This window comes from Nitrospirota bacterium (assembly GCA_015233895.1).
Lineage (GTDB): Bacteria > Nitrospirota > Thermodesulfovibrionia > Thermodesulfovibrionales > Magnetobacteriaceae > Magnetomonas.
The window spans coordinates 296,778-322,845 of record JADFXG010000001.1 but is presented as its reverse complement, the minus strand read 5'-3'; the positions used below and the strand labels follow the sequence as shown (position 1 = coordinate 322,845).

The window sequence follows — 26,068 nt, the reverse complement described above, 5'->3', positions numbered from 1 at the left end:
ACTATGGATGATGTATTTAATAAACTACGGAGCTTTCCTGGTGAAAAGATAGAGCTTACCTATAAGGATAAGTTTAGTTTCAGGTGCCACAAAGACATCGAGTGTTTTAATCAGTGCTGCAAAGGCGGATTGGAGATATTTTTAACGCCTTATGATGTGCTTAGAATAAAAAACGCAATCGGGATAACATCGTCGGAATTCCTGGCTACGTACGCTATTCAGGTCACGCTTGAAAAGAGCAATATACCTTTTTTAAAACTGAGAATGGATGAAAATAAAAATTGTTATTTTAACAGGGAGGACGGATGTGCAATATACACTAACAGACCGCTTGCATGCAGGTACTATCCGATAGGGTATGCGGTTATGAAGTCAACCCGGCCGTTTGAGGGAGATGATTTTTATTTTAAGATACAGGAGAGTTTTTGCAAAGGCCACAATGAGTCAGCGCTTTGGGATATAGAGACATGGCGAACTAATCAGGAGATTAATATATACGAGGATGCCAACAAGGACTGGGTTGACCTGATTTTAAATAAAAAACTCTACGGAAGCAGCGTCAAGCTCGATGATAAATCCACGGCTATTTATATGTTGGGGAGTTTTGATATGGATGCGTTCAGGGAGTTTTTACTAAAGAGCACTTTCCTTAAACGCTTTGATGTTGAAGAGGATGAGCTAGAGCTAATAACTACCGATGAGCTGCAGCTTCTGAAGTTTGCTAATAAATGGCTAAAATTTGCGCTGTTTAAAGAGCCGACCATGAATTTGAAGCAGGGTTAAGGTAATAAGGGAAAGGGCAACGCCCTTTCCCTAAATCGTCAAATTGTGATTCTCAACCCTTATTGAGAACGAGGGAAATCCGTTTATCTATCCACAGTTTATCCCACCACTGAACCGGACTAACATATACGCCGTGGCATATAATTGCAAAGTGGAGGTGGTCACCTCCGGCAAACCCGGTCATTCCGCTTTTAGCAATTATACCGCCTTTGACTACTTTGTCCCCTTCCTTTACCATAATTGCAGAAAGATGTCCATAAAGACTCATAAGCCCCAGACCGTGGTCAATTATTATTGCATTGCCGTAGATTCCGAGATTGCCCGCAAATTGCACAATGCCTGAGTTAGCGGCTGGAACCGGTGAGTTAGCTAAAGAGGCAAGATCATATCCCATGTGACGGCTGCCGCTTATTATCTTTCCCCCGTATTCGTATGAGCGGATATCTCCAAAATGGGCAAACACTTTTGTGTTTTTCATTTGAATAAAGGCGCCCTGCCAAAGAATCTCACTTACGCTCTTAGCTGATATTTCCTGTATTTTAGCTTCATTATCTTTTCTCCAGCCCTCGTTAAGTTTTATAAAGGCATCCACAGGAGGCATCTCTCCTTCTGTAATTCCAAGGAGTGGATAGACCTGACGTTTTATAAAATCATCAGATATTTTGATAATGTCTTTTCTATAAACTGTGGGCTTAAATATGGTTTTAATTGGTGTCATAACCATATTTCCGGCATTGTCTTCTGCTACAGCAGTTAAAGGAACAGTGCCATTGTAGTCAACATCAAGCGGATAAATACAGAAGTAGTGGTTTTTGTTTTTAAAAATAGAATTTACTGCAGGATATGTTTTATCGCCGATTTTAACATAAACAGAATCTGCTCCGGAGGCCTCTATTAACACTGCTGTAGCAGAACCTTGATCGGAAATGTATGTGGAATCAAGCACTGCGATAATCGGTGGGATTGTGTCAATAACCGTTTCAAACATTTTTTCGGTCTTTGTAAATAATCCGCTTTTTATGATAACTTTTATTTGAGCTGTGCCGTCCTTAAGTGATAGTTTTACTGGCTCTATTTTAAGAAGGTAATCAGCTGTTTTTTTCCCGGGGTTATCTGAAAGAATCTCTTGTGCTTTAGTGTTGTCACCCTGTGATATAGTGATTGAAACAGATTTTATAGTGGATTTACAATCTATTTTAATTGGAACATCTTTTTTGCGCGGGAGTTTTGCTAATCCGTCCAGTCCTGAGATTACCGGAGGTTTAGAGCTTATTAACGTATAAAGCAGAAAAATTACAAGAGCGGCAATAACTATGCCCAATCCGTAGTAAGTGAACCTTATTAAGCCTGAACTTTTTTCATTTCTAAACATTTCATTTTGCTCCTTTAGTTATAATTTGTTATGGGATATCTATATCATAACCTTTGATTTTTCTGTGAAGGTTGCTTCTCTCAATTTGAAGAGTTTCAGCGGTTTTAGATACATTCCACTTGTGTTTGACCAATTGTCTGATTATGTAGTCCTTTTCAAAGGAGTCACGGGCCTCTCTGAGTGTCTCATAAGCAAAGTAGTCTTTTTGAGGAGAGTCGCCTACGGATATATCGTTTGCTGTTATAACTTTTGATTGAGTCATTATGAAAAGCCGTTCAAGAGTGTTTTTTAGTTCTCTTACGTTACCAGGCCAGTCGTGGGCAAGAAGAGTGTTCATGGCTTCAGGGCTTATAGCTCTCAGGGGGCGCGCATACTCGGCAGCAAAGGAGCTCATAAAGTGCTCTATAAGCATTGGCAGGTCATCTTTCCGTTCCCTGAGGGGAGGCACTATAACAGGGATAACATTAAGGCGGAAAAAAAGATCTTCGCGGAATTTTCCCTGTTTAACTTCTTTTTGGAGGTCCTTATTTGTTGCAGCAATGATTCGTACGTCCACCTTAATGTTTTTACTGCCGCCCACTCTCTGAAACTCCTGAGTCTCTATGATTCTCAGCAGTTTTGCCTGTGTAGTCATAGACATATCACCGATTTCATCAAGAAACAGGGTGCCCTCGTTTGCAAGCTCAAACTTACCTTTTTTCTTTTCAAAGGCTCCCGTAAAGGAACCCTTCTCGTGGCCAAAAAGCTCACTTTCTATAAGTTCCTGAGGAATGGCAACACAATTAACCTCAACAAATGCTCTGTTTGCCCTGTCACTTTGGTAGTGGAGATTTCTTGCTACAAGCTCTTTTCCTACACCACTTTCTCCCATTATCAACACCCGTGCATTGCTCTTACCGGCTATTTCTATTTCCTTTTTTAGATCAACTATTGCCCTTGATTCGCCCACCATAGTATGTTTTTGAATCATATCCTTTTTGAGAGTTTCGTTTTGTACCTGAAGTTCCTTTTTTTCTATTGCGTTTTTAGCAGTCAGCAGCACACGTTCCAGTGACAGGGGTTTTTCAAGGAAATCATAAGCACCGAGTTTGGTGGCTTTTACTGCCTGGTCAATTTTACCGTGTCCCGATATTATTATAACTGGCAGCACTGAGTTAATTTGTTTTATTTTCTGAAGCACCTCAAGGCCGTCTATGCCGGGAAGCCACAGGTCAAGAAATATTACATCAGGCGGTGACTTTTCAATATACTCTAAGCCCTCCTCACCAGTTTCAAACTTTATTACAGTAAATCCCTCATCCTCAAAAATCTCTGAAAGCGTCTCTCTTATACTCTTTTCGTCATCAATTAAAACTACTGTAAAATTGCCCATATCCTCCACCTGTTTAAAAGCATGGTAATTCTATTTTGAATGTAGAACCCTTAGGGTTGTTGTCCAAAACTGAAATCATACCCTTATGTTCAGTGATAATCCTGTGGGCTATTGCAAGCCCAAGCCCGGTACCGTTTTTTCGCCGTGAAAAATACGGTTGAAACAGTTTATCCTTATCCTCTTCTCTTATGCCCTCACCTGTGTCTGAAATCTCTATTATTATGTTACTGGTTGTCGCATCCTCACTTACTGACACAGTTATTGTACCATTTTCATCAATGGCCTGCACGGCATTATCAAAAATATTTATTAGTACTCGTTTGAAATTATCGGCATCAATAAGTAGTTCATCTATGCGGGTGTTATAGTGTAAGATTATCTCAAGTTTTTCATACTCTCTGTACAACTCGATAACCTCGTTAATCAGTGGCTTAAGGTGTGTTACAGAAAGCTCAATGTCGGGCATTTTACCAAGACGTGAAAATTCGTTTACAAGTTTTTGAATGCCATCAACCTCTCTGATAATTATGGAGGTAGATTTTTTTAAGATTTCACCAAATTTAGGATCTCCTGAGTTCCATCTTTTTAGCATCCGTTCGGCGGAAAGTTTAATAGGAGTAAGGGGGTTTTTTATTTCATGTGTAAGACGTTTTGCCACATCTTGCCATGCAAGGGCCTTTTCTGCCCTTATCAGCTCTGTCAGGTCGTCAAACACTACAAGAAGGCCTACGGGGTTTTTAGTGTCGTCTTTCAGTTGCACTATAAAGACGCGCAGCACAATGCCTCTGCCGTTTATTGATACTCGTATCTGGTCTTTTTTACTGTGAAAATTATACAGATTGATATCTTTTATGAATTTCTCAAATTCATTAGACTTTATGTTTTTTGTAACCTCAGCATAGTGGCGGTTAATAACATCCCGTGCGTTTATACCCAGAATGTTGCAGGCAACGTCGTTAATGGTTATCACAGAGCTGTCCACATCAAGAGAGATAACCCCTGAGTTTATATTATTTACGATATTTTCAAAACTCAAACGTCTTCTTTCCGATTCAAGATAGGCGTTGTGAAGGGAAAGTTCGGTATTTTTGATTTTTTCAATCATGGTATTAAAGGAGCTTATGAGCATTCCAATTTCGTCATCAGGTTGTTGTGTTTCAACCACTGTGTTAAAATCTCCAAGCGAGACATTAGCAGTGGCCTTAAGCAGGTTCTGAATTGGTGTGGTAATGCTGCGAGATATACGCAGTGCTATCCACAGGGCAAGAAACATGATAAGAAGGGTAAAAAAACCTAAAATTATAAGATAGTTTGCTTTAAGCGGCACCCTGAACTCTCTTAGGGCCATGTAGTTTTCGTTAGCTTTTTGAATCTCTCCAACACGCATACTTATCTCCTGGGGAACCACCTGAGAGACGCTTAACACTTTTACCACCTGCCCGTATCTATAAATTGGAACGGAGGCTCGTATAATGTCAGTATCTCCCTGAGTTATAACCTCTACGGCACTATTGCCGTTAAGGGCATCCTTTTGTGCCTCGGAGAGCTCATGAGATTCATTTTTTGTTAACACAACATATGTGTACTTATTGTCTATCGGCATTGAATTTTTGAGCTTAAAGGCGCTTTCCAGAGTTTCTTTCCTTAAAAGAACGTAAATTTTTGCAGAAAGCGCAAGGGAATCCTCTATCGGCTTACTGACAAGAGGAACAAACCACTTGTCAACGTAGCTTGTAACAAGACCACTTGAAATTATAAATAACATAATTGACGGTAAAAGAGTTATTCCTACAAGGATTATGACAAGCTTAGTCTTAAACTTGTAGCCGACAATTTTATTTCTCTTTTCCATTAAGAGCTTAATTAGATTTTTAGTAGCAAAAAAGACAAGTGTCAGGATGGCTATTATGGCAATATTAAAAGCAGCAATGAACTTTGAGGCTGTTTTGAAATCAGTTTTTACAAAAGTCAAATCAAAGTAAACCCATACAGCTATAACTAATATAATAGCTAATATAAGTAAAATCAGCTTTAGGTATTTCATTTAACCACTGGTGTGAACATTTCAGAGTCTTTTTTTATCTTAAAATCCCTGTCATCAACAAAAAAGAAAACGTAACCAAGCATTTGTTGAGGTTTTTGTTTAACAGACTCAACCATAACCCTCACAAAATATGAGCTATCCGCTGACAGAGTTTCTGTGACAAGTGTTGTCTCTTTAATACTTAAAGCCCACTTAATCATCGAATCAAAAGAATTAAACCGTTTCTCTAAAATAGTGTTGCCCTCAATGGAAATGACCTTATACTCACCCTTTACCGGATTAGCCATTAGCGTCCTGTAGATTTTCTTACCCTTTATAAACTCATCCGGCCAGAGATTCCACTTTCTGAATATATCTATATAGAAGACGATTTCTTTTTGAAGACCCTCGCCGATAAGTTTTATTTGGCTTTCATCCAGAGAAAGTGTTAAACTTGTCTTTACCGTACCGCCGGAGACATTTACCTCCAGCCTGGTTATCTCCTGTGCCGCCACCCGGCAGGGAGCGAGTGTTACACAGAGAGCGGCAACTGTTATACTTAAAAGCAGTCTGTTCATAGGAGTTTTCCTCTTAATTCTGTAGAGAGGGTATTTTAACATAAACGGCATAGGAAAGTTGAAAAGTTCTAAAGCAGAATATGGTTTTTTTAAGCAGCCTGAAATGCGGACAGCCTGCATATGTGTCATTTTAGCTATCCCTGCGGTTTATATTATGGCTAATAACGATGTCCTGATAAGAAGCGTTATTGCTGGTTTTTTTCAAAACCATATGCCTTTGTGTTCTTTATATAACAAAATCACTCCTTTCCTTAACTTCATATTTCATGGAGTGCCGCAATTTACGGCAGCGGTTTTAATTTTAATACTTGGCAGGTACCGGTTCAAGGAGCTTTATGTACCCGGGAAAATCTCCCTGATTGCTTTGACTGCAAGCGGTTTAGCAGTGCAGGCAATCAAACACCTGGTGGGACGGGGTCGTCCACGGGTGGCAGAGACTTTCACAGCATTAGGTCCCACACTTAACGGCGATTACGACTCTTTTCCGTCCGGCCACACCGTGCTGGCTTTTACGATAGCCGTGCTAATGACACACTATTTCCCAAAGTTTCGAATCCCTGCATATATGTATGCCGTCTTTAGCGCGTTTCACAGGGTAAAGACAGGGTCACACTTTCCCTCGGATGTAGTGGCGGGGGCTTTTGTTGGTGTGGTTGTGGCAAATATAGTTTTGTATTACTTAAAGGATAATAAAAACTCAAAGGGGGTATTAAATGGACATTAGTATTAAATATGACAGCAACGGGCTGATTCCGGCGATAGTTCAGGATGCAGACAATGGCGAGGTTTTAATGATGGCGTACATGAACGAGCAATCGCTTAAGGAGACAATCCGAAGCGGATACACACATTTTTGGTCTCGCTCGCGACAAAAATTTTGGAAAAAAGGGGAAAGCTCCGGACATGTGCAGGAGGTTAAGGAGATTTTGATAGACTGTGATGGTGATACGCTTGTAATAAAGGCTAAGCAGCATGGCCCAGGGGCCTGCCACACCGGACACAGAACCTGCTTTTACAGAAACATTGACGGCATAGAGGTCTCAGGAAAAACCTTTTCTGAGGAGGATGTCTATGGAAAAAAGAGTACTTGATGCGCTGTATGAAGTGATTTTAAGCAGAAAAGCCGTTCCTGTGTCCGGCTCATACACCTGTAAACTATTAGAGGCAGGGCGAGTTGGGATTTTGAAAAAACTTGGCGAGGAGGCGGTTGAGACTATTTTAGCAGCTTATGAAAACGATAAAAACCGGGTTATCTATGAATTAGCCGATCTCTTTTATCATATCCTGGTCTTTATGGCCAATGAGGATATAACACCTGAGGACGTTTATTGCGAGCTAAGCCGCAGAGAGAGAAATCCTGAGTAACCAACCGGTTATAATTAATGCCCTTTGTCAAATCGAGTGGTAACTAATAAATTTCTGGTGCTGTAGCCTTATCCGACTGGTAATGTCAAGTGTTTACAGTTGAATGTGTTTTCTTATATAATTAGAGTATAGGATGCGTTTGTTATTATTGTTAACCCGCTTATAAAGGTAAGGAGGGAAACATTATGGACGCTAAAACTATTTGCCCTGAATGTAAGGGGAAAAAGACAATTCCTGGTGAAACCGTATGCAACATGGAATGGAGAGCGAATAAACCTGATGACGAACTCGAGGATTGCATGACCGAACCAGAGAAGGAATGTCCATCGTGCCATGGGACTGGGCTTGCGCTTTGTGCTTAACCATTATGCCGAATGCACACTCCTCATCTTACGATGCATAGCATCGTAAGATGAGGCTGTTAACTTTTATGCTCAGACTTCATGTACTCTCTCTGTCTTTTACATTCAAACAGAAAAATGCCGGCAGAGACGGATACATTAAGGGAGTTAACTGAGCCATAGACAGGAATTTTAACAAGTATGTCACATTGCTCAGAGACCGTCTTTCTAAGTCCTGTGCCCTCAGAGCCAAACACAAATGCTGCCGGTCCGGTTAAATCAACGCTCCATAGTGAATGTTCCGAGGCAGCGTCGGCGCCATATACGGTAACGCCATTGTCTTTAAGGTATCGCATAGAGTTTTTAATATTTGGAACTGTAGCCATAGGGATGTAAAAAGACGCCCCACTTGACGTCTTATCCACTAAGGGAGAGAGTCCGGCACTTCTGTGAGTTTGAAAAATAACGCCACTAGCACCTGCTATCTCGGATGTTCTTAGAATTGCACCGAAATTTCTTGGGTCCTCTATTCCGTCAAGAATCACAAACAGCGGATTAACAGCGGATTGAAAGAGCTCCTCAACTGAGAATAACCTCTGTTTTTCGCTTAATAGTGCGCATATTCCCTGATGCGTCTGCCCGTGAAATTTATCGAAAAACTCCTTCCCTGCCTCCTCCACATTAACCTTAGCCCGGCCTGCAAGCGACAACAACTCTGCCCTGTCACGTTTCCACCCCTTTGTTATATACACAGCCTGTATGTGCTGCTTAGTAGTTAATGCCTCAAAAACCGGATTAATTCCATAAATCCACCGTTTGGCCATAATTTTAGAGTTAAAATCCCGGGAAAAGTTTTAATGTTATGGATTTACCATTATTTAGCTCATGCACAGCAGATATGATTCCTCCGTCTATGTACTCAAGTTTAAAATGGCCATACCCACGGCTTACAAATCCTTTAGCATCCGATGGGCAGCCATGCTCACACCCGGCTACACCTTTTATCATTTTGGTTATCAAGGTATCTATCCTGAGCGCTGAAATGTCCTCTCCGTTGTCCTGCCCAAAACGCACTATCTTATCCGTAGCTGCCCGAGTATCGAATTTATACGGATTTTCTATGTCAATTCCAAGTGAGTTACTGCCAATAGTTACATCAAGTTCCATTCATTTCCCTCCATTTTGTTCTCATAATACATATCGGTTTACTCTTGCACTTATACCAAGCCGCATTCAATCGCCTAACTTCGTTGGCATACGTCAAAAGCTCCTCAACGTACTAAAAGTACGCCTGCGTCACTTTTTCCTTGCCGCCTCGTTATGCTTCTGACTACAATTTGGTATTATAACTAATAGTTTATTATTTTACTACATCAATAAGTCAAGCTATTAAGTCAATTTAGCACCAAAGTTGCGTTCCAAAACAATAACATTTTATAAATACAATATAATCTTTCTTTTTTTTCTGCCTTTTCGTTTATAATTAAGCGATGTCAAAAGAAAAGAAATTCTATTTACTGTACCCTCCCATAACAAAAATGGAGAGGTACTCCTCAAAGGTGGGAAGTGTAGGGGGAGAGCAAATCCCTCTGGGGATATACTACATAGCGGCGTACCTTCGCACACAAGGGTTTGTGGCAGCCGTAACGGATGCCGAGGCGCTCAAACTTACCGAGGATGATATAATCAAAGAAATCAGAGACTTTGCTCCCGGCTTTGTTGGAATAAGCTCAACAACGGTTGCCTTTCACAGGGCACTAACTACAGCCAGACTGATAAAGGAGAAATTTCCCGATGTTTTGATTATCTTAGGCGGTCCTCATGTCACCTCAAATTATGAACATGCAATGTCCTTTGAAGCGTTTGACTACGGGGTGGTGGGTGAGGGCGAGGCAACGGTTCTTGAGCTTTTAAACGCACTGTATGAGGGCAGACCTGTGGCTGATATAAAAGGCATAGTGTATCGTGACACAAACGGAAAACTCTTAAACACTGGCCGAAGGGAATACATACAAGACCTCGATACCCTGCCATATCCTGCCTTTGACCTGATTTCCGATATCAATCTCTATAAACCTCCGCCTTCTAACTATAAAACCCTTCCGGTGGTGAACATGATAACCTCCCGCGGTTGTCCAAGCGGGTGCACATTTTGTGATAAAAACATATTTGGCAGAATGTACAGGAAGCGTTCTGCACAAAACGTCTTTGACGAAATTATGTACTTATGGGAAAAATACCGGATTCGGGAAATAGCCTTTGTTGACGACACGTTTTTAGTCAATAAGCAGCGCATATACGACTTGTTTGCTTTGATACAGAAGTCGGGATTATTTTTCCATTGGACGTGTATGGCAAGAATAAATAATGTTGATTTTGAATTCCTAAAGTTTTTGAGAGACAATGGTTGCTGGAACATAGCATTTGGGATAGAGTCCGGTGATGAGGAAATACTGAAGGTGATAAAAAAAGATATATCGCTTGAAAAAACCCGGCAGGTAATCGGATGGTGCCGTACGCTCAAGATTAAAACCAAAGGATTTTTTATAATAGGGCATCCTCTTGAGACACTTGAGACGATGAATAAGACCATAGAGTTTTCCCTGAGCATTCCGCTTGATGCGGTAGTGGTAACAATAAACACACCTATTCCCGGCTCACCACAGTACGCAGAGGCACACAAGTACGGCTCTTTGGATACAACAGACTGGTCGCAGTTTAACTACTGGCGCCCTGTGTTTGTTCCAGCAGGATTAACAAAGGAGATTCTCCTTGAAAAACAAAAGGAGATGTACACCAGATTTTATATGAGACCACACATACTGTTTGAGTACTTTAAAAGCCTTTTTGGCAGAGGTGGAATTCAACGCCTTAAAGCCATTTTGCCCTCCCTTTCACTGCTGATTCAGAGTAAACTACATAGGATCTAAATAGACTCAGTTGGCTTAACAATTACTCCCACAGTAATTATTATAATTTTTTGCTTTGAAAAAAATTTTACAAAGCTGTAAAATAAAAAAACGATAGGTTTCAAGACAACACTTTTAATATACGGGAGGTCAAAAAGATGGCCGATAAGGACATCATGGCAATTAATGAGAAAGTCAAAAAGGAAAGTGCCTTTGTAACCCTGCTTTTGTCGGAACTGGAAAAAGTAATCGTAGGGCAGAGGGAGCTCCTTGAGCGGTTACTAATTGGAATTCTGGCTAATGGCCATGTGCTTTTAGAAGGAGTGCCGGGGCTTGCTAAGACCACTGCCGTTAAAGCCCTTGCAAAGGCCATAAATACCGGATTCAAACGTATCCAGTTTACGCCGGATTTGCTCCCTGCCGATATCATCGGCACTCAGGTGTATAACCCTAAAGAGGGGACATTTACAACTAAACAGGGGCCGGTTTTTTCTAACATCATACTTGCTGACGAGATAAACCGCGCTCCGGCTAAAGTGCAAAGCGCGCTCCTTGAGGCTATGCAGGAGCGGCAGGTCACTATCGGTGATAACACCTATAAGCTCAACGAGCCGTTTCTGGTGCTTGCCACACAAAATCCCATTGAACAGGAGGGCACATATCCTCTGCCTGAGGCTCAAACTGACCGCTTTATGCTGAAAGTTAAAATCACTTATCCAAGCCACGCTGAGGAACATAAAATCCTCAAACTCATGGCTTTTACCTCTCCTGATGTCACCGCTTCAACCGTTGTTACCCCTAAGGAAATCACAGATGCCCAGAAGGTTATAGATGAAATTTATATGGATGAAAAAATAGAAAAATACATCGTTGATATAGTTTTTGCAACACGCAAACCGCAAGACTATAAACTTTCCGATCTTTCTGGCTTAATCCAATATGGGGCATCTCCGCGAGCTACAATTTATCTGGCACTTGCTTCAAAAGCCGCTGCATTTATGCAGGGCAGAGGGTTCGTAACTCCGCAGGATGTTAAGTCCATTGGGCACGATGTCTTACGCCACCGTGTCATTGTTAGCTACGAGGCAGAGGCAGAAAATGTAACCTCTGACGATATAGTACGCCGTATTTTCGAAGAGGTGGCTGTCCCTTAGAGCCGATATGCTGACAGCAGAGGTAATTAAAAACATCCGCAGGGTGGAGTTAAAGACCCGCAAAATGGCTGCCGACTTCTTTACCGGCCACTACCGGAGTGTGTTTAAAGGCATGGGGATGGAGTTTGACGAGGTGCGACAGTATGTTGCCGGGGATGACATCCGCTCCATTGACTGGAATGTGACGGCAAGAATGGGAGAGCCATTTATTAAAAAGTTTGTTGAGGAGCGGCAGCTTACAATTATGTTTCTCCTTGATCTTTCTCGCTCGTGCTCCTTTGCCACAGTTAACAGACTTAAGCGCAGCCTTGCCGCCGAACTTTGTGCTGTGCTGGCACTTTCTGCCAATAAAAATAACGACAAGGTGGGACTTATCGCCTTTACCGATAAAGTGGAAAAGTTCCTTCCGCCAGCTAAAGGAATTAAGCATATCCTCAGAGTAGTACGTGAATCCCTCTACCTTGAGCCGACTGGTAAAGGCACTGACATCGCCTCGGCTTTAGAATATCTCAATAAGATTATTCACAGAAAGGCAGTTGTGTTTATAGTCTCTGATTTTCACGCCCAAAAATACGAAAAAGCCCTCGCCGTTGCCAATAAAAGACACGACGTTATAGCCGTAACACTTACCGATCCGATTGAACTGGAACTGCCCAATTCCGGAATGATTACGCTTGAGGATGCAGAATCCGGAGAGATTTTTCTTGTTGATACATCAAACAAAAGAGTAAGAAGCGAATACAAAGAAAACGCCTCAAAAATATTTAACCAACGCAAAAAAATGTTTCGCTCGTGTAATATTGACCACGTTGATATAACCACGGATGTGCATTATTTAAAAACATTGATTAGATTTTTCAAAATGAGAGAGTGGAAATTAAGCCATTATTAATGTGATAAGATTAATTTTATCCATATTTTTCGTTCTCATTACGGCAAACGGTTTTGCTGCCACGGTGACTGAGCCTGCTGCCTCGGTAAGCAAAGAGTCGGTAGCAATTGGCGAGAAATTTACTTACACAATTTCTATAAAAAACGCTGTGGATGTTGTGTTTCCAGATGTTGGAGAAAGTGTTGATAACCTGACGGTTGTAAACAGTGGCACTAATACAAGCGGTATATTTACTAAAAAATATTCCAAATGGTACGTGATGAGAGGGTTTACCGTTGGACAATATACGATTCCGGCCTATACGCTAAAATATAAAGATGGTGGGGTTCAGAAAGAGGTCAAGACTCCTCCGGTACACATCAAGATAATAACGCAGTTGCCCGATAATGCAACAGAAATTGCCGACATTAAGGGCCCTGAGGATTTCGAATGGAAACCTGTTTACACATGGATTGCTGCCGGAGTGCTGATTGCGTTAGCACTTGCGGCGTTGATTTATTATTTGATAAAACGGCGGGGACTCTTGAGAAAAAAACTTCCGCCGCCTTTGCGCCCTCATGAAATAGCATATCAGGCTTTACAAAAACTTCATGAGAAAAACCTCATTAAGGAGGGGTTAATAAAGGACTACTTCACAGAGCTATCCTTAATTGTAAGAACGTATATAGAAAACAGATTTTTCCTTAAAGCCCCGGAAATGACTACCATTGAGTTTCTTGCCATGGTAAAGGACTCAACAGAGCTTACAGATGCTCACAAGGCATTACTGAGGGATTTTCTAAACCGCTCCGATATGGTTAAATTCGCTAAGTACGGGCCGACAACAGACGAGATAGAGATGAGCTTTGCCGCAGCTAAACAGTTTGTAGATCAAACGCGGGAGACGCAAGTGTTATGATGGATTTTATTAAGCATTTTTTGATTTTTAAAACGCATCCGATTTCTGATTTCATGTTTAAAGATCCGATTGTGCTCATTTTAATACCGCTTCTTGTAGCATTACTCATCATAAAGGAGCGAAAAACATCTGTTCCCAGTGTCAGGTTTTCCACACTCACTCTTTTTGCCGGTATTACACCGGCATTTAGGACAATAGCGGTCAAGTACATCGTGATTTTAAGAATAATCGCTGTGATTTTGTTGTGTTTGGCACTGGCAAGGCCACAACAGCGGCTTGATATGACCACGGTTGAGACTAAAGGGATAGACATAGCGCTTGCCGTGGATTTATCCACGAGTATGTTTGCCGAGGATTTCTCCATTAAAGGTAAACGCCAGAACCGTCTGGATGCTGTGAAGGAGGTAGTGCGGGATTTTATAAAAAACCGTAATGGCGACCGCATAGCGATGGTAGCCTTCGCCTCCCGTCCATACACGGCAAGTCCGCTTACGACAGACTATACCTATTTGCTTGAAAATATGGACAGGCTGAAAATTGGAATGATTGAAGACGGCACTGCTATTGGAAATGCACTGGCAGCCGCAGTAAACAGAGTTAAAGACACAAAATCCTTATCAAAGGTCGTTATCCTTCTTACCGATGGCATTAACAACACCGGCACTATCTCTCCTATGATGGCAGCCGAGGCGGCGCGAGCTCTTAATATCAAAGTTTATACGGTTGGCGCTGGCTCAAAAGGCCCAGTTCCGTATCCAATGAAAGACCCCTTTGGTAACACCGTCTATCAACAGATTCGAAGTGATGTTGATGACGAAACTCTGACTGCAATTGCAAAACTAACCGGAGGGCAATACTTCAGGGCGACGGATTTTGCATCGCTTAAGAAAATCTATACCGAAATAGATAAACTCGAAAAAACCAGTTTTGAAGAGAAGAGGTTTTTTGACTATAAGGAGTATTTTCACTTTTTTCTGATACCGGCGCTTTTTTTGTTATTGCTTGAGGTATTGTTAAAAAATACATTTTTAAGGACAATGCCATGAGATTTGGAAATTATCAGTTAGTGCATCTGTTGTGGGGCGTTGTTGTTGTGGCGATATTTTATGCGCTTGCATTTAAAAGCAGAAAGAGGGCACTTAACGGCTTTGCTACGTCTGAGCTGCTAAAAGATATAACCCAGGGATTAAGTTACAGGCGGGTTTATGTAAAAGCTATTCTGATTATAATTTCCATTTTTCTTTGTATAGTTGCACTGATGAGGCCGCAGTTTGGTTTTCATCTGGAGGGGGTAAAACGAGGGGGCTCAGATGTGTTGATAGCAGTTGATGTCTCAAAAAGTATGCTTGCTGCCGATGTCAAACCCAACAGGCTGCTGCGCTCAAAGCTTGCCGTTGAGGGTTTGCTTAAAAAACTAAAAGGCGATCGTGTGGGGCTTATCGGATTTGCAGGTCGTGCGTTTCTGTTTGCTCCGCTTACGGCCGATTATAACGGGTTTTTGCTTGCCTTAAACGACCTCAATGTGAAATCTGTTCCTGTTGGAGGCACTGACATTGCAAGCGCAATTGACGAGGCGATAAAGGTTTACAGCATAAGCGGTGAGGAAAAGAGCACAAAAATGAAATCACTGATTTTGATAACCGATGGCGAGGACCTTGAGGGCGGTACAGTAGAGGCTGCCGAGAGGGCAAAAGCCGCAGGGATTAAAATATATGCGGTAGGGATTGGAACCGCAGAAGGTGAACTGATTCAGATAACCGATGAAAAAGGCGGAGTAAGTTTCTTAAAAGACGAAAACGGCAACATTGTAAAGTCCCGGCTGGATGAGGGCACGCTTGAAAAAATTGCACTTGCCACAGGAGGAGCCTATATAAAGGCAACCGGTGCTGATCTTGGACTTGATCTCATCTATGAGGAAAAAATCGCGAGCGGTAAAAATTTTGCGACAGAGGATAAAATGGAAAGGCGTTACAATGAGAAATTCCAGTATCCGCTTGCCGCAGCTTTGATTTTGCTAATAATAGAGGCATTGATTAATAGAGGAATTCGTGAAAAACGCAAAAATTAAAGCAGCGGTTTTGGCGGCAATTTTAATTATGATGCCTATTGTTGCAAATGCAGCCATTTTTGATAATCCGGCATCAGAGGGCAATGCGCTTAACAAAAGTGGTAAATACGATGAGGCAATCAAGAAATATGACGATGCACTTAAAAAAACTCCGGACTCAGACGTTATCAATTATAATGCTGGCACGGCTTATTACAAAAAGGGCGACTATCAGAAGGCGTTAAACCATTTTACAAAATCGCTGACAAGCAAAAACAAATCCTTAGAGATGCGCTCTAACTATAACGTTGGTAACACCCACTATATGATGGGAAAATCTACAGAGAAAACCAATCCCTCAGAGGCAATATCATCGTATGAGGAGGCACTGCAATATTACAAACGGGCACTGGAACTTGACGACAAAGAGAAGGATGCCAGATATAATTATGAACTCGTAACTAAAAAAATCCGTCAATTAAAAGAACAAAAACAGCAGACTAAAAAAGACGACAAGAAAAATGATAAGAAGGATCAAGACAAAAAAGACGATAAGAGCGATAAAGATAAAAAAGATAAAGACGAAAACAAACAAGACGACAAAAAAGACCAGCAGCAACAGGATAAATCCGATGAGAAACAGGATAAAAATGACGCCTCAAAATCACCTCAGGAAAATAAGTCTGAAGACAAGGACAATAAGCAGGGTGAAAAGGGTAAACAACCTCGTCAAATGTCAAAAGAAGAGGCTAAGACACTTCTAAACGGCCTTGAAAACGACAGTTTGCCACGTGCTTTGGCTGATGAGAAAAAAGGCGGCTACCCAAAGGTTACAAAAGACTGGTAATACCAATTTTGAGACCGTTGCAAAAATATTATAACACCAAAGTTGAGTTCAAAAATATAACAAAATGTTATAGAAAAAGGATGAGATTGCCACACCCCCTGCGGTGGTTCGCAATGACGGCGTGGGCTGTGCGTGGGCGTACCTATCCGTCATTACGAGGAGCGATAGCGACGTGGGCTGTGCGTGGGCGTACCTATCCGTCATTACGAGGAGCGATAGCGACGTGGTAATCTCATCATTATTATATTTTAGGCTGCTACTCGGTATTAATTGGGAAATACTTTTCCCCCATTTTGGGAATTTTGCAACGGTCTCAAGTTGCCTTCTATCGTCTAACTGTGTTGGCATCGTTACAAACTCCTCAACTTTATTGAGGCATTTGCGGTTGTATGGTTGTTATCTAAAGCGGAAGTGAAGCTCTAATTCATTATGTGTAAGTTTAATGTAGCCTTGTGCAGACTGTTAATAAATTATGTAAATGCAGCGATAGCTTTTTGGGCATAGTCTTTATTAGCAAACACAAGCCCTTTGTTTCGATCTAAGATAACATCTATAGCAGAAACATGTACTATTTTATGTCTATATTTTATGTTAGTTTGAATCTGTTCCAATAAAGTGTTTTTTAAATTTAGGCTTTTACCAAATACTATATTGTAACCTTTGTTATACGCATCTTTACATCTTTCGTAGTTTTGGAAGTCAATTCTATTTTCCTCGATAAGCTTTTTCAGCAGTGAAATACCTTTAGCACTAGCTTCTGTTTTAATTCTTTCAACTGCACCATTGTCTCTCTCGCGATTTGATATGAACTCATAAAATAATTTATCAATACTTACAATTATTCCTTCCTCTTCCAACTCTATAAATCGTTTTTTGCAGTATGTCTCAAAACCAGTCACAAGCATCACTATAATAAAGTTTGTATTAACCACATCATAAATATGAGCCGTCTCAGGATTATTAGATTCACCGCTTATTAGGATATTTATTCCTTCAATGGTATTATTCCATGCATCAATAGCGGTTGGTTGTAATGTTCTCTTTCTATTTTCTACTATGTTAACATTCATTGTCCTTACGCCAACATCACCTATTTGAACTAAATTCCCATCTGTATCAACTCTAAACTTCTTATCTGAGATTATACCGGTGCTTTGTTTTAGAAGTTTAGGATTTTGCCCTTCTATTTTTAATGAGATAGAATCTGGATGCCAAGAGATTGTACAATTTATCTTGTCATTTCCTGTTAATGGTTCTATGTTTACAGAAGACACTCTTGTATCAGTGCCTGGAGAAGAATGATAAAAGCATATATTTAGCAATTCATCACGTTCTAGTCTGTAATAAAATTTGCCTTCAACTCTACTAAAAAGTATAAAACTGATTTTAGATCTATCGAATATGTCCTCAGAATTTATTTCAAGTTGTAGGATTCCCACCGGACGCTTTAAGTTTTCTTCTGATTTCATTTTTACATTATCATGAATGTAATTCAGTAAATTCATATACTCAATATACATCGAAATGGATAAGAGTGTCAAAATAGTTTTTCGCGCCTTGTGACATGGGTGGTCGTCACGCTCTTCAAAGAGCTACATTTTTAACCTCAAGGCCGGTCGCTCGGTCATCGCGCCTTAGGCGTGCACACCTTGTTGCAGAGAATGACGTGGTTTGAAGGTAACATCCACTTCAATATCTTCGTCAAGTTTTTCAAGAATCGTAATCATCCGGTCAAGAGTAAAGCGCGCAAGCCGCGCATTTCGAATGCGCGAAAACTCCGAATGAGACACGTCTGTAAGCCTTTCGGCCTCGCGTGTTGTGAGCTTGCGTTCGTCCAGAATGCTGATGATTTTTGCCGCAATGATGGCACGCGCCTGTTCAACGCTGGCGTTAGGATGTCCAAAGTCGCGGAACACGTTCCCGCTGCCGTGTATCAATTCGAAATCGTCTTCCATTGTAGAGCCTCCTTTAATCGTTTTAAGCGTTCTCTGATAAGGTCAACCTCCATTTGAGGTGTTTTGACCCCCGACTCTGATTTTTTCTGAAAGGCATGAATGACCCAAATGTTCACGTCAATTTTCATGGCATAGAGGAGGCGGAAGGCCTCCCCTCGATGTTTAAGTGCTATTTCAAAGACACCGTCGTCAACACCTTTAAAAGGCTTGGCTATGTCCGCTTTGCCGCCCTCGGCTGCCATCGTAAGCGCTCTCATTATACCAACCTGCACGAATTTGGGAAATTCTTCAAAATCCCTTCGTGCTGCTTTTATCCACGAAATTAGCCGAGTATCCCTCATTACTGAATGTTGACATATTTATCACCAAATTGCAAGCTCTTTCTATGAGTCTGTAATATAAGATTTTAATTCGGCTCATGCTAAATATTTTCAAACTCCACAATTTTTTTGTATAATATTAAAGATATGAAAAAACTGACAGTGCTGTTGTTATTAATACTGTTGACAGCGGCTCCTGCATTGCATGCTGCCGATTTGAAATTTGAGTTATCAGTTGGTAAAACTACACTTTCAATAGGCGAGGGTACGCAGTTAAGTTTGACATTTACCGGAGACAGGGGGGTGCCGCAGCCTAATCCGCCACAAATTGATGATTTCTCAGTTAACTACATGGGATCCTCTACTCAGATGTCTATAATAAACGGCGCTATGTCAAGCGCGGTTTCCTATAACTACTCTTTAGTGCCGATGAAAAAAGGGGAGTTTAAAATAGGTCCGCTCTCCACACAATATGAAGGTAAGACTTACTCTTCTAATGCTATAACCTTAACAGTTACAGACAATGGAGCGTCTCAGCCACAGACGGCTAACACTCAGCAGCAAAAGAGAGCATCTAAAGATACCGGAGGCATGAAAGACCGGCTATTTATAACTCTGAAACCATCTAAGACATCAGTTTATGTAAACGAAATATTCACGGTAAGGGTTAAACTTTACGTTAAAGACATTGCAGTACGTGACGTGACCTTTCCACAGGTGACTGGTGATGGGGTTTCAGTCAGCTCTTTTGAAAAACCAGTTCAAACCACAGAAAACATAAATGGAGTAACTTATGAAACTCTGGAGTTTACAACAACTGCCTTTGCAGCCACCGCAAGTGGCTCTATGAAACTTGGGCCTGCCTCACTGGATTGTAACATCATGATAAAGGAAAACCGGAGGATGTCTCCCGGCGGGATGTTTGACGATGATTTCTTTAACAATGTTTTTTCTTCGGTCAGGCCGGAGCCTGTTAAATTAAAATCAGAGACTGTCGCCGTCAAAGTCCTGCCACTGCCTGAGGAGGGAAAACCGAAGGGATTTAGTGGAGCAATCGGTAAATTTGAAATGAATGCCTCCGTCACTCCCGAAAATGTAAGAACCGGAGACCCGGTTACTTTAAAAGTGACCTATACGGGAAAAGGTAATATTAACACCATTACAAAGCCGGAACTTGAAGAGAAAACCGGTCTTAAATACTACGAACCTCAGATTAAGCAGGATAAAAACTCTAAGAGTTTTGAGGAGGCGGTTATACCTCTGACAAACACAATTACGGAAATCCCTGAGGTTGTGTTTTCGTATTTTGACCCGGATGAAAAAGCATACAGGACAGTAAAAAAGGGGCCGTTTCCATTAAATGTGACAGGAGCGGCTACGGCAACTGCGGCTAAAATCGTGGAGCAGCCAAAAGTTCAGGGCACTGCTCCCACTGAAAAAGAGGTGTTTGCAAAGGATGTGGTGTTTATAAAGGAACATCCCGGAAATCTTGTTAAAATATCGGACATGCAGCAGATGCTTTACAGAAATCCTATGTTTTTATCACTCTGGTTTTTGCCCCTGTTAATCTACATATTAGCGCTTATATACGCAAAAAGGAGCAAGCGGCTGCGTAACGATATACAATATGTAAGGAGATTAAGGGCTCCTAAGCAGGCACGGCAGGGAATAAGAGCAGCCCGTGAGTATCTTAAAACTGGAAAAGAAGAGGAATTCTATAACACGGTGCACAAAACCGTTTATGAATACCTGGGTAATAAGCTCCACCTGCCACCGGGTGAGGCAGCAGATGAGAAAATCTGTGCTCTGTTAGAGCAAAAAGGCGTGGAAACACAGTTGCTTAAAGAGATTCTAAGAGCATGCGAGTTAGCGCGATACGCTAAAGGCGGCTCAGTTGACAGCAGCTCTGAAATGGAAAGGATTTTTAAACACCTTGAAGATTTTATCGATAAAACTGAAAGGACGCTTTAGTGAGACGAATGAAAAGACACTTTAAATTATTTCTGCTAATGCTCATCATTGCCATAGCTATACTGCCTCAGATGGTGGCAGCTGATAGTGCAGAAGAAGTATTTAAAAAGGCTTCGGCATTTTACGTTTCCGGAAAATACGATGATGCCCTGAAACAATACGAAACACTGGTTAAAGAGGGCTACGAAAGCGGCAACCTGTACTACAACATGGGGAACTGTTACATCAAAAAGAACAACATCGGCAATGCAATATTATATTACGAAAAGGCAAAGAGACTCATACCCTCAGATAACGATTTAAGGGCAAACTCTGAGTATGCCGATTCTTTAGTAAAAAACCGACAAAGCATTGGAAATATTAAATCATGGATAGAGCGCCGCATAGACAAGGTTTTCGATATTTTTACTACAAACGGGCTGACTGTTTTTCTGCTGTTACTCTACGTTTTTATTATGGCTATACTTACTATTAGTATTTACTTTGAGAAGATAAAAAAATATGCAAACATGATAATATTGATAGCTACGTGTTTGTTTCTTTTGTCGTCTTACGTATTTTATGAGCGAATCAGCTTAAAAGAGGCAGTAGTGTTAGTTGAAAGAGCAGACGTCAGATATGAGCCTTTTGAGAAAGCAACCGTTTTTTTTACCATGTACGAGGGAATGATGGCAGATGTGGTTGATGTCAACAACGAGTGGTATAAAATTAAACGGTCTGATGGTAAAACAGGATGGGTACGTATCAGTGATATTGGCGTAATTTAATGTAAGTTTGTAGCAATACACGCTAAACCTTTTTCTGTTATGATGTGTCTAACTATTGAAAAAAGAATTCTAATAGAGTATAATTCACAAGAGTTCATAAGAAAATACATTGACTAAAAATACAAATCAAAAACTGACAAATTCACGCTCAAGGGTGAAACGCAGCATAACCATATCGTTGGTGTTGTTCCTGTTGGCCTCACTGACTGTCTATGTATTTGGTGCTGATTCAGATAAAAAAACAGAGGGTAAACCATCTGGCGGTAAGAATTCTAAATTTCCGGCACAGATTCCGCCTGTTGAGGTAGCTGAGGTTAAAACCGGTGATATTGGAACATATCTTAACGGTCTTGGCACAGTTATACCGCTTAGCACTGTAGCCATAAAGAGCCGCGTTGATGGCCAGTTGATGAAAATTCTGTTTGAAGAGGGTCAATTGGTTAAGAAAGGGGATGTTTTAGCAGTAATTGACCCACGGCCTTTTGAAATCCAGTTGACTCAGGCCGAAGGGCAGTTAGCTAAGGATATGGCGCTGCTTAAAAACTCACAACTTGATGTGGAAAGATATAGGGTACTGTTTAAGCAGGATTCCGTCTCAAAACAACAGCTCGACACCCAGGAGGCGCTGGTCAAACAGTATGAAGGCACTATCAAAGCCGATAAAGGACAGGTTGATAATGCTAAGCTTCAACTGGATTATTCTAAGGTAACTTCACCGATAAGTGGTAGAGTCGGACTAAGACAGGTTGACCCGGGAAACATCATCCACGCAAACGATGCTACCCCAATCGTTGTTGTCACTCAGTTAAAGCCAATTTCTGTGGTGTTTCCCATTGCCGAGGACAACATTCCCCGTGCACTAGAAAAGTTACAAAAAGGCGCTCCGATTGTGGTTGATGCTTACGACAGGCAGCAAAGCCGCAAACTTGCTACAGGACAACTTCTGACTATTGACAATCAAATAGACATAAACACCGGAACTGTACGCTTCAAAGCCAAATTTCCAAATGAACACAACGAACTTTTCCCTAACCAGTTTGTTAACATAAAACTACTTCTTGATCTTAAACACAATGCCGTCCTTGTGCCGTCAGCCGCCATTCAGCGTACTCAAAAGGGTATGTTTGTGTATGTTGTAAAGGCGAATGACAGCACAGCCTCTGTGCGATTGATTAAAGCTGGTGAAAGCCAGAATGACATAACATCTGTTGAAGAGGGACTAGCTCCCGGCGAGTTAGTTGTTGTTAGCGGTGCTGACAGACTAACCGACGGCGGGAAGGTACAGCTCAGATCTCAGCAAGATAACACCACACGAAAGCATAAGTAATGAATATTTCACGTCTTTTCATCATGAGACCCGTGGCTACCACGCTCATTATGATAGCCGTGCTGCTGGCCGGTGCTGTGGCCTACCGTCAATTACCGGTTTCGGCGCTCCCTCAGGTTGATTATCCTACGATTCAGGTTCGCACATTTTACCCGGGCGCAAGCCCTGAGGTTGTCACCTCATCAATCACGTCTCCGCTTGAGCGCCAATTTGGACAGATGCCCGGGCTTACTCAGATGACCTCGTCAAGCTCCGGCGGAAGCTCCGTCATAACACTTCAGTTCAGTCTCGATTTAAACCTTGACGTTGCAGAGCAGCAGGTTCAGGCGGCAATCAATGCTGGTTTTAATTTTCTGCCAAGAGATCTCCCTAATCCGCCTGTTTACAGCAAGGTTAATCCGGCTGATGCTCCTGTTATTACACTTGCGCTTACCTCTGACACCATGTCTCTTCCAGAGGTGGAGGATTTGGCTGAAACGCGCTTTGTGCAGAAAATCTCACAGCTTTCCGGTGTAGGTCTTGTTAGCATAAGCGGAGGCCAAAAGCCTGCCGTCCGCATCCACTCTAATCCCACAGCCCTGGCTGCCTATGGGCTGACTCTTGAAGATGTAAGAGCTGCCGTAGCTGCCGCTAACGTTAATCAGGCTAAGGGGAGTTTTGACGGCCCTCGTCAGGCTTACGTTATAGGAGCTAATGATCAGCTTTTTTCCGCTAAAGATTATAAATCGCTTATTGTTGCCTACAAAAATGGCGCACCGGTTCATCTTTCTGATGTTGCCGATATTGGTGATGATGCTGAAAATATCAATCAAGCCGCATGGATGAACACATCGCCTGCCGTAATTGTAAACATTCAAAGGCAGCCCGGCGCTAATGTCATAGAGGTTGTTAACCGTATCAAAAAATTAATGCCACAGCTTACAAGCTCACTGCCCTCATCCATTAAGGTATCTGTACTGACCGATCGTACCACTACGATTCGCCAGTCAATCAAGGACGTTCAGTTTGAGCTGGTGCTGGCAATAGTTTTAGTTGTTATGGTGATTTTTGTTTTTCTGCGTAATCTACCTGCCACAGTTATTCCTGGGGTAGCGGTGCCGCTTTCGCTTGCCGGAGCTTTTGGCATTATGTATCTGATTGGTTTTAGCTTAAATAACCTGTCTCTTATGGCCCTTACAATATCTACCGGATTTGTCGTGGATGACGCAATAGTTATGATTGAAAACATCTCGCGGTATGTCGAGGAGGGTGAGTCGCCACTTGAGGCTGCCCTTAAAGGCTCTGAACAAATTGGATTTACCATCATTTCTCTTACCGTCTCATTGGTAGCCGTGCTTATTCCACTTCTTTTTATGGGAGATGTTGTAGGCCGCCTGTTTAGAGAATTTGCAGTGACACTTGGAGTTACGATTGTTCTATCCGCATTGGTCTCTCTTACGCTGACCCCTATGATGTGCGCTAAAATTCTTAAACACACCACGGCGGCAGAACATGGGAAACTGTATCATGCCACTCAGGATTATTTTGACAGAGTTATAGCGGCCTATGGCAGAACGCTTAAAATAGTGTTAAAACACCAGAATCTTACAATCATCGTTGCTGTCTCTACACTCCTTCTTACGGTGTTGTTATACATTGTAACTCCAAAGGGATTTTTCCCAATTCAGGACACAGGCGTAATACAGGGAATTTCACAAGCTCCGCAATCCATATCGTTTACCGAGATGGCTAAGCGCCAGCAAGCACTCTCAGAGATAATCGCACAAGACCCGGCGGTGGAAAGCCTGTCTTCATTTATAGGAGTTGACGGCACTAACACCACACTAAACAGCGGACGGATTCTTATAAATCTAAAACCGCTTGCCGAGCGGAAAATAAGCGCAAGTGATATCATCCGCCGTCTTAAGCCTAAATTAGAAAGCGCACAGGGAATAACCCTCTTTATGCAGCCCGTGCAAGACCTAACGGTAGATTCCAAAATAAGCGCTACCCAGTTTCAATATACCTTAGAAGACCCAAATATAAATGAATTAAATTCGCTTGTCCCGTCTTTAGTTAAAAACCTGCAGCAGCGCACTGAGTTAAGAGACGTAAGCAGCGACCAGCAAAATGACGGGCTGAGATTATTTATTGATATAAACCGTGACAGCGCATCACGGTACGGGATAACGCCGCAGTTAATTGACGATACCCTGTATGACGCTTTTGGACAGAGGCAGATTTCTACGATTTTTACCGAACTTAACCAATACAGGGTAGTACTTGCTGTCAAGGATAATTACAGGGAAAACGTGCTTGGGCTAAATGATATATATATTCGCGGAATAAACGGCGGGCAGGTTCCGATTAGCTCAATAGCCAAAATATCGGAAACTACAGGACCTCTTGTTATTAACCGTCAGGGGCAGTTTCCCTCGGCAACGGTATCATTCAACCTGGCGCAGGGCAAAGCACTGGGCGATGCTGTTAAAGCTATCGAGGAAATCGCCCGGAGTATGAACTTTCCGGCAAGCATACGCGGGGCCTTCTATGGCACGGCTCAGGCCTTTAAAGCATCCCTTTCTAATGAGCCGCTGCTTATTTTGGCTGCTCTTATTACAGTCTATATTGTGCTTGGCGTTCTTTATGAAAGCTACATTCATCCCGTTACGATTCTATCAACTCTGCCTTCAGCCGGAGTGGGAGCTGTGCTCTCTCTTTTAATGTTTCGTATGGATTTGGATGTGATAGCCGTAATAGGGATAATCCTTCTTATTGGAATTGTAAAGAAAAACGGTATCATGATGGTGGATTTTGCTTTAGAGGGACAGAGGCGGGATGGTAAGAGCGCCGATGAGGCAATCTATGATGCGTGTCTTTTAAGGTTCCGGCCTATAATGATGACAACAATGTCAGCATTGCTTGGAGCGCTTCCTTTGGCTTTAGGCGGAAGCACAGGCTCAGAGCTAAGACGCCCTCTTGGTATAACAATAATAGGGGGACTGATACTCAGCCAAATTCTGACCCTTTATACGACACCGGTTATCTATCTTGCTTTTGATAGATTATCCAACCGAGTGAAAGGGCTGAGGAAAACCTCTGAAAAAGATTAATCCGCAGATGACGCAGATGAACGCAGATGAAAAATATTTCCAGAGTTTATCAGTA

Annotated in this window: 25 protein-coding genes; 16 read left to right on the top strand and 9 right to left on the bottom strand. The window is 41.8% G+C overall.

Annotated elements, in window-relative coordinates:
* Positions 1–3 precede the first annotated feature (3 nt).
* On the top strand, positions 4–783 hold the full coding sequence (locus tag HQK88_01405; GenBank protein ID MBF0615453.1) for a YkgJ family cysteine cluster protein: 780 nt from the start codon (positions 4–6) through the stop codon (positions 781–783).
* A 52-nt stretch (positions 784–835) separates the two neighbouring features.
* On the opposite strand, the gene HQK88_01400 is transcribed toward HQK88_01405, so the two are convergent.
* From HQK88_01400 to HQK88_01385, 4 genes are read right to left on the bottom strand one after another with little or no spacing between them, the layout of a single operon-like run.
* The gene (locus HQK88_01400) at positions 836–2,155 is read right to left on the bottom strand and encodes a M23 family metallopeptidase (protein ID MBF0615452.1); all 1,320 of its coding nucleotides are present in this window, start codon (positions 2,153–2,155) and stop codon (positions 836–838) included.
* A 28-nt stretch (positions 2,156–2,183) separates the two neighbouring features.
* The gene (locus HQK88_01395; protein MBF0615451.1) at positions 2,184–3,527 is read right to left on the bottom strand and encodes a sigma-54-dependent Fis family transcriptional regulator; all 1,344 of its coding nucleotides are present in this window, start codon (positions 3,525–3,527) and stop codon (positions 2,184–2,186) included.
* Between the two features lie 13 nt (positions 3,528–3,540).
* A complete protein-coding gene (locus HQK88_01390; GenBank protein MBF0615450.1) occupies positions 3,541–5,571 on the bottom strand; it encodes a HAMP domain-containing protein in 2,031 nt (676 codons plus the stop codon).
* Positions 5,568–6,128 (bottom strand): DUF4390 domain-containing protein, encoded by a 561-nt coding sequence (locus HQK88_01385; GenBank protein ID MBF0615449.1) that lies wholly within the window; start codon positions 6,126–6,128, stop codon positions 5,568–5,570. The genes HQK88_01390 and HQK88_01385 overlap by 4 nt, the downstream gene beginning before the upstream one ends.
* A gap of 154 nt (positions 6,129–6,282) precedes the next feature.
* On the opposite strand from HQK88_01385, the gene HQK88_01380 reads away from it, so the two are divergent.
* The 4 genes from HQK88_01380 to HQK88_01365 all read left to right on the top strand — a co-directional run bounded on the left by HQK88_01380 (position 6,283) and on the right by HQK88_01365 (position 7,855).
* Positions 6,283–6,852 (top strand): phosphatase PAP2 family protein, encoded by a 570-nt coding sequence (locus tag HQK88_01380; protein ID MBF0615448.1) that lies wholly within the window; start codon positions 6,283–6,285, stop codon positions 6,850–6,852.
* On the top strand, positions 6,842–7,219 hold the full coding sequence (gene hisI / locus HQK88_01375) for a phosphoribosyl-AMP cyclohydrolase (GenBank protein MBF0615447.1): 378 nt from the start codon (positions 6,842–6,844) through the stop codon (positions 7,217–7,219). The genes HQK88_01380 and hisI overlap by 11 nt, the downstream gene beginning before the upstream one ends.
* Positions 7,200–7,493 (top strand): phosphoribosyl-ATP diphosphatase, encoded by a 294-nt coding sequence (gene hisE / locus HQK88_01370; protein MBF0615446.1) that lies wholly within the window; start codon positions 7,200–7,202, stop codon positions 7,491–7,493. Before hisI ends, hisE begins: the two co-directional genes overlap by 20 nt.
* Before the next feature lie 185 nt (positions 7,494–7,678).
* Positions 7,679–7,855: a hypothetical protein gene (locus HQK88_01365; protein MBF0615445.1), complete on the top strand. Its 177-nt coding sequence runs from the start codon at positions 7,679–7,681 to the stop codon at positions 7,853–7,855.
* A gap of 59 nt (positions 7,856–7,914) precedes the next feature.
* On the opposite strand, the gene rlmB is transcribed toward HQK88_01365, so the two are convergent.
* Together rlmB and HQK88_01355 are read right to left on the bottom strand one after the other, a co-directional pair.
* On the bottom strand, positions 7,915–8,658 hold the full coding sequence (gene rlmB / locus HQK88_01360) for a 23S rRNA (guanosine(2251)-2'-O)-methyltransferase RlmB (GenBank protein ID MBF0615444.1): 744 nt from the start codon (positions 8,656–8,658) through the stop codon (positions 7,915–7,917).
* A gap of 10 nt (positions 8,659–8,668) precedes the next feature.
* Entirely contained in the window at positions 8,669–9,001 is a 333-nt protein-coding gene (locus HQK88_01355) for a hypothetical protein (protein MBF0615443.1), read from the bottom strand.
* A 392-nt stretch (positions 9,002–9,393) separates the two neighbouring features.
* Here HQK88_01355 and HQK88_01350 point away from each other — a divergent pair, with 392 nt between their 5' ends.
* The 7 genes from HQK88_01350 (at position 9,394) to HQK88_01320 (ending at position 16,581) form a co-directional block, all read left to right on the top strand.
* Positions 9,394–10,764 carry a cobalamin-dependent protein gene (locus HQK88_01350; GenBank protein ID MBF0615442.1) on the top strand — a complete coding sequence of 457 codons (1,371 nt, stop codon included), beginning with the start codon at positions 9,394–9,396 and terminating at the stop codon, positions 10,762–10,764.
* Between the two features lie 137 nt (positions 10,765–10,901).
* The gene (locus HQK88_01345; GenBank protein MBF0615441.1) at positions 10,902–11,897 is read left to right on the top strand and encodes a MoxR family ATPase; all 996 of its coding nucleotides are present in this window, start codon (positions 10,902–10,904) and stop codon (positions 11,895–11,897) included.
* A 7-nt stretch (positions 11,898–11,904) separates the two neighbouring features.
* Complete coding sequence (locus HQK88_01340) at positions 11,905–12,789, top strand: DUF58 domain-containing protein (protein ID MBF0615440.1); 885 nt, start codon at positions 11,905–11,907, stop codon at positions 12,787–12,789.
* A 1-nt stretch (position 12,790) separates the two neighbouring features.
* A complete protein-coding gene (locus HQK88_01335) occupies positions 12,791–13,687 on the top strand; it encodes a hypothetical protein (GenBank protein MBF0615439.1) in 897 nt (298 codons plus the stop codon).
* Complete coding sequence (locus tag HQK88_01330) at positions 13,687–14,733, top strand: VWA domain-containing protein (protein ID MBF0615438.1); 1,047 nt, start codon at positions 13,687–13,689, stop codon at positions 14,731–14,733. The genes HQK88_01335 and HQK88_01330 overlap by 1 nt, the downstream gene beginning before the upstream one ends.
* Positions 14,730–15,755: a VWA domain-containing protein gene (locus HQK88_01325; protein MBF0615437.1), complete on the top strand. Its 1,026-nt coding sequence runs from the start codon at positions 14,730–14,732 to the stop codon at positions 15,753–15,755. The genes HQK88_01330 and HQK88_01325 overlap by 4 nt, the downstream gene beginning before the upstream one ends.
* On the top strand, positions 15,736–16,581 hold the full coding sequence (locus tag HQK88_01320; GenBank protein ID MBF0615436.1) for a tetratricopeptide repeat protein: 846 nt from the start codon (positions 15,736–15,738) through the stop codon (positions 16,579–16,581). Before HQK88_01325 ends, HQK88_01320 begins: the two co-directional genes overlap by 20 nt.
* Before the next feature lie 470 nt (positions 16,582–17,051).
* On the opposite strand, the gene HQK88_01315 is transcribed toward HQK88_01320, so the two are convergent.
* The 3 genes from HQK88_01315 to HQK88_01305 all read right to left on the bottom strand — a co-directional run bounded on the left by HQK88_01315 (position 17,052) and on the right by HQK88_01305 (position 18,877).
* The gene (locus tag HQK88_01315) at positions 17,052–18,050 is read right to left on the bottom strand and encodes a hypothetical protein (protein MBF0615435.1); all 999 of its coding nucleotides are present in this window, start codon (positions 18,048–18,050) and stop codon (positions 17,052–17,054) included.
* Between the two features lie 165 nt (positions 18,051–18,215).
* Positions 18,216–18,536, bottom strand: a complete 321-nt coding sequence (locus HQK88_01310) for an XRE family transcriptional regulator (protein ID MBF0615434.1) — start codon at positions 18,534–18,536, stop codon at positions 18,216–18,218.
* Positions 18,515–18,877, bottom strand: coding sequence for a type II toxin-antitoxin system RelE/ParE family toxin (locus HQK88_01305; protein ID MBF0615433.1), 363 nt, complete (start codon positions 18,875–18,877; stop codon positions 18,515–18,517). Before HQK88_01305 ends, HQK88_01310 begins: the two co-directional genes overlap by 22 nt.
* 126 nt (positions 18,878–19,003) lie before the next feature.
* Between HQK88_01305 and HQK88_01300 the strand changes: the two genes are divergently transcribed.
* From HQK88_01300 to HQK88_01285, 4 genes are all read left to right on the top strand, one after another.
* The gene (locus tag HQK88_01300; GenBank protein MBF0615432.1) at positions 19,004–20,827 is read left to right on the top strand and encodes a protein BatD; all 1,824 of its coding nucleotides are present in this window, start codon (positions 19,004–19,006) and stop codon (positions 20,825–20,827) included.
* 8 nt (positions 20,828–20,835) lie between these two features.
* On the top strand, positions 20,836–21,594 hold the full coding sequence (locus HQK88_01295) for a tetratricopeptide repeat protein (protein MBF0615431.1): 759 nt from the start codon (positions 20,836–20,838) through the stop codon (positions 21,592–21,594).
* Between the two features lie 133 nt (positions 21,595–21,727).
* Positions 21,728–22,921 (top strand): MdtA/MuxA family multidrug efflux RND transporter periplasmic adaptor subunit, encoded by a 1,194-nt coding sequence (locus HQK88_01290; GenBank protein ID MBF0615430.1) that lies wholly within the window; start codon positions 21,728–21,730, stop codon positions 22,919–22,921.
* The gene (locus tag HQK88_01285) at positions 22,921–26,013 is read left to right on the top strand and encodes a multidrug efflux RND transporter permease subunit (GenBank protein MBF0615429.1); all 3,093 of its coding nucleotides are present in this window, start codon (positions 22,921–22,923) and stop codon (positions 26,011–26,013) included. Before HQK88_01290 ends, HQK88_01285 begins: the two co-directional genes overlap by 1 nt.
* Positions 26,014–26,068 lie beyond the last annotated feature (55 nt).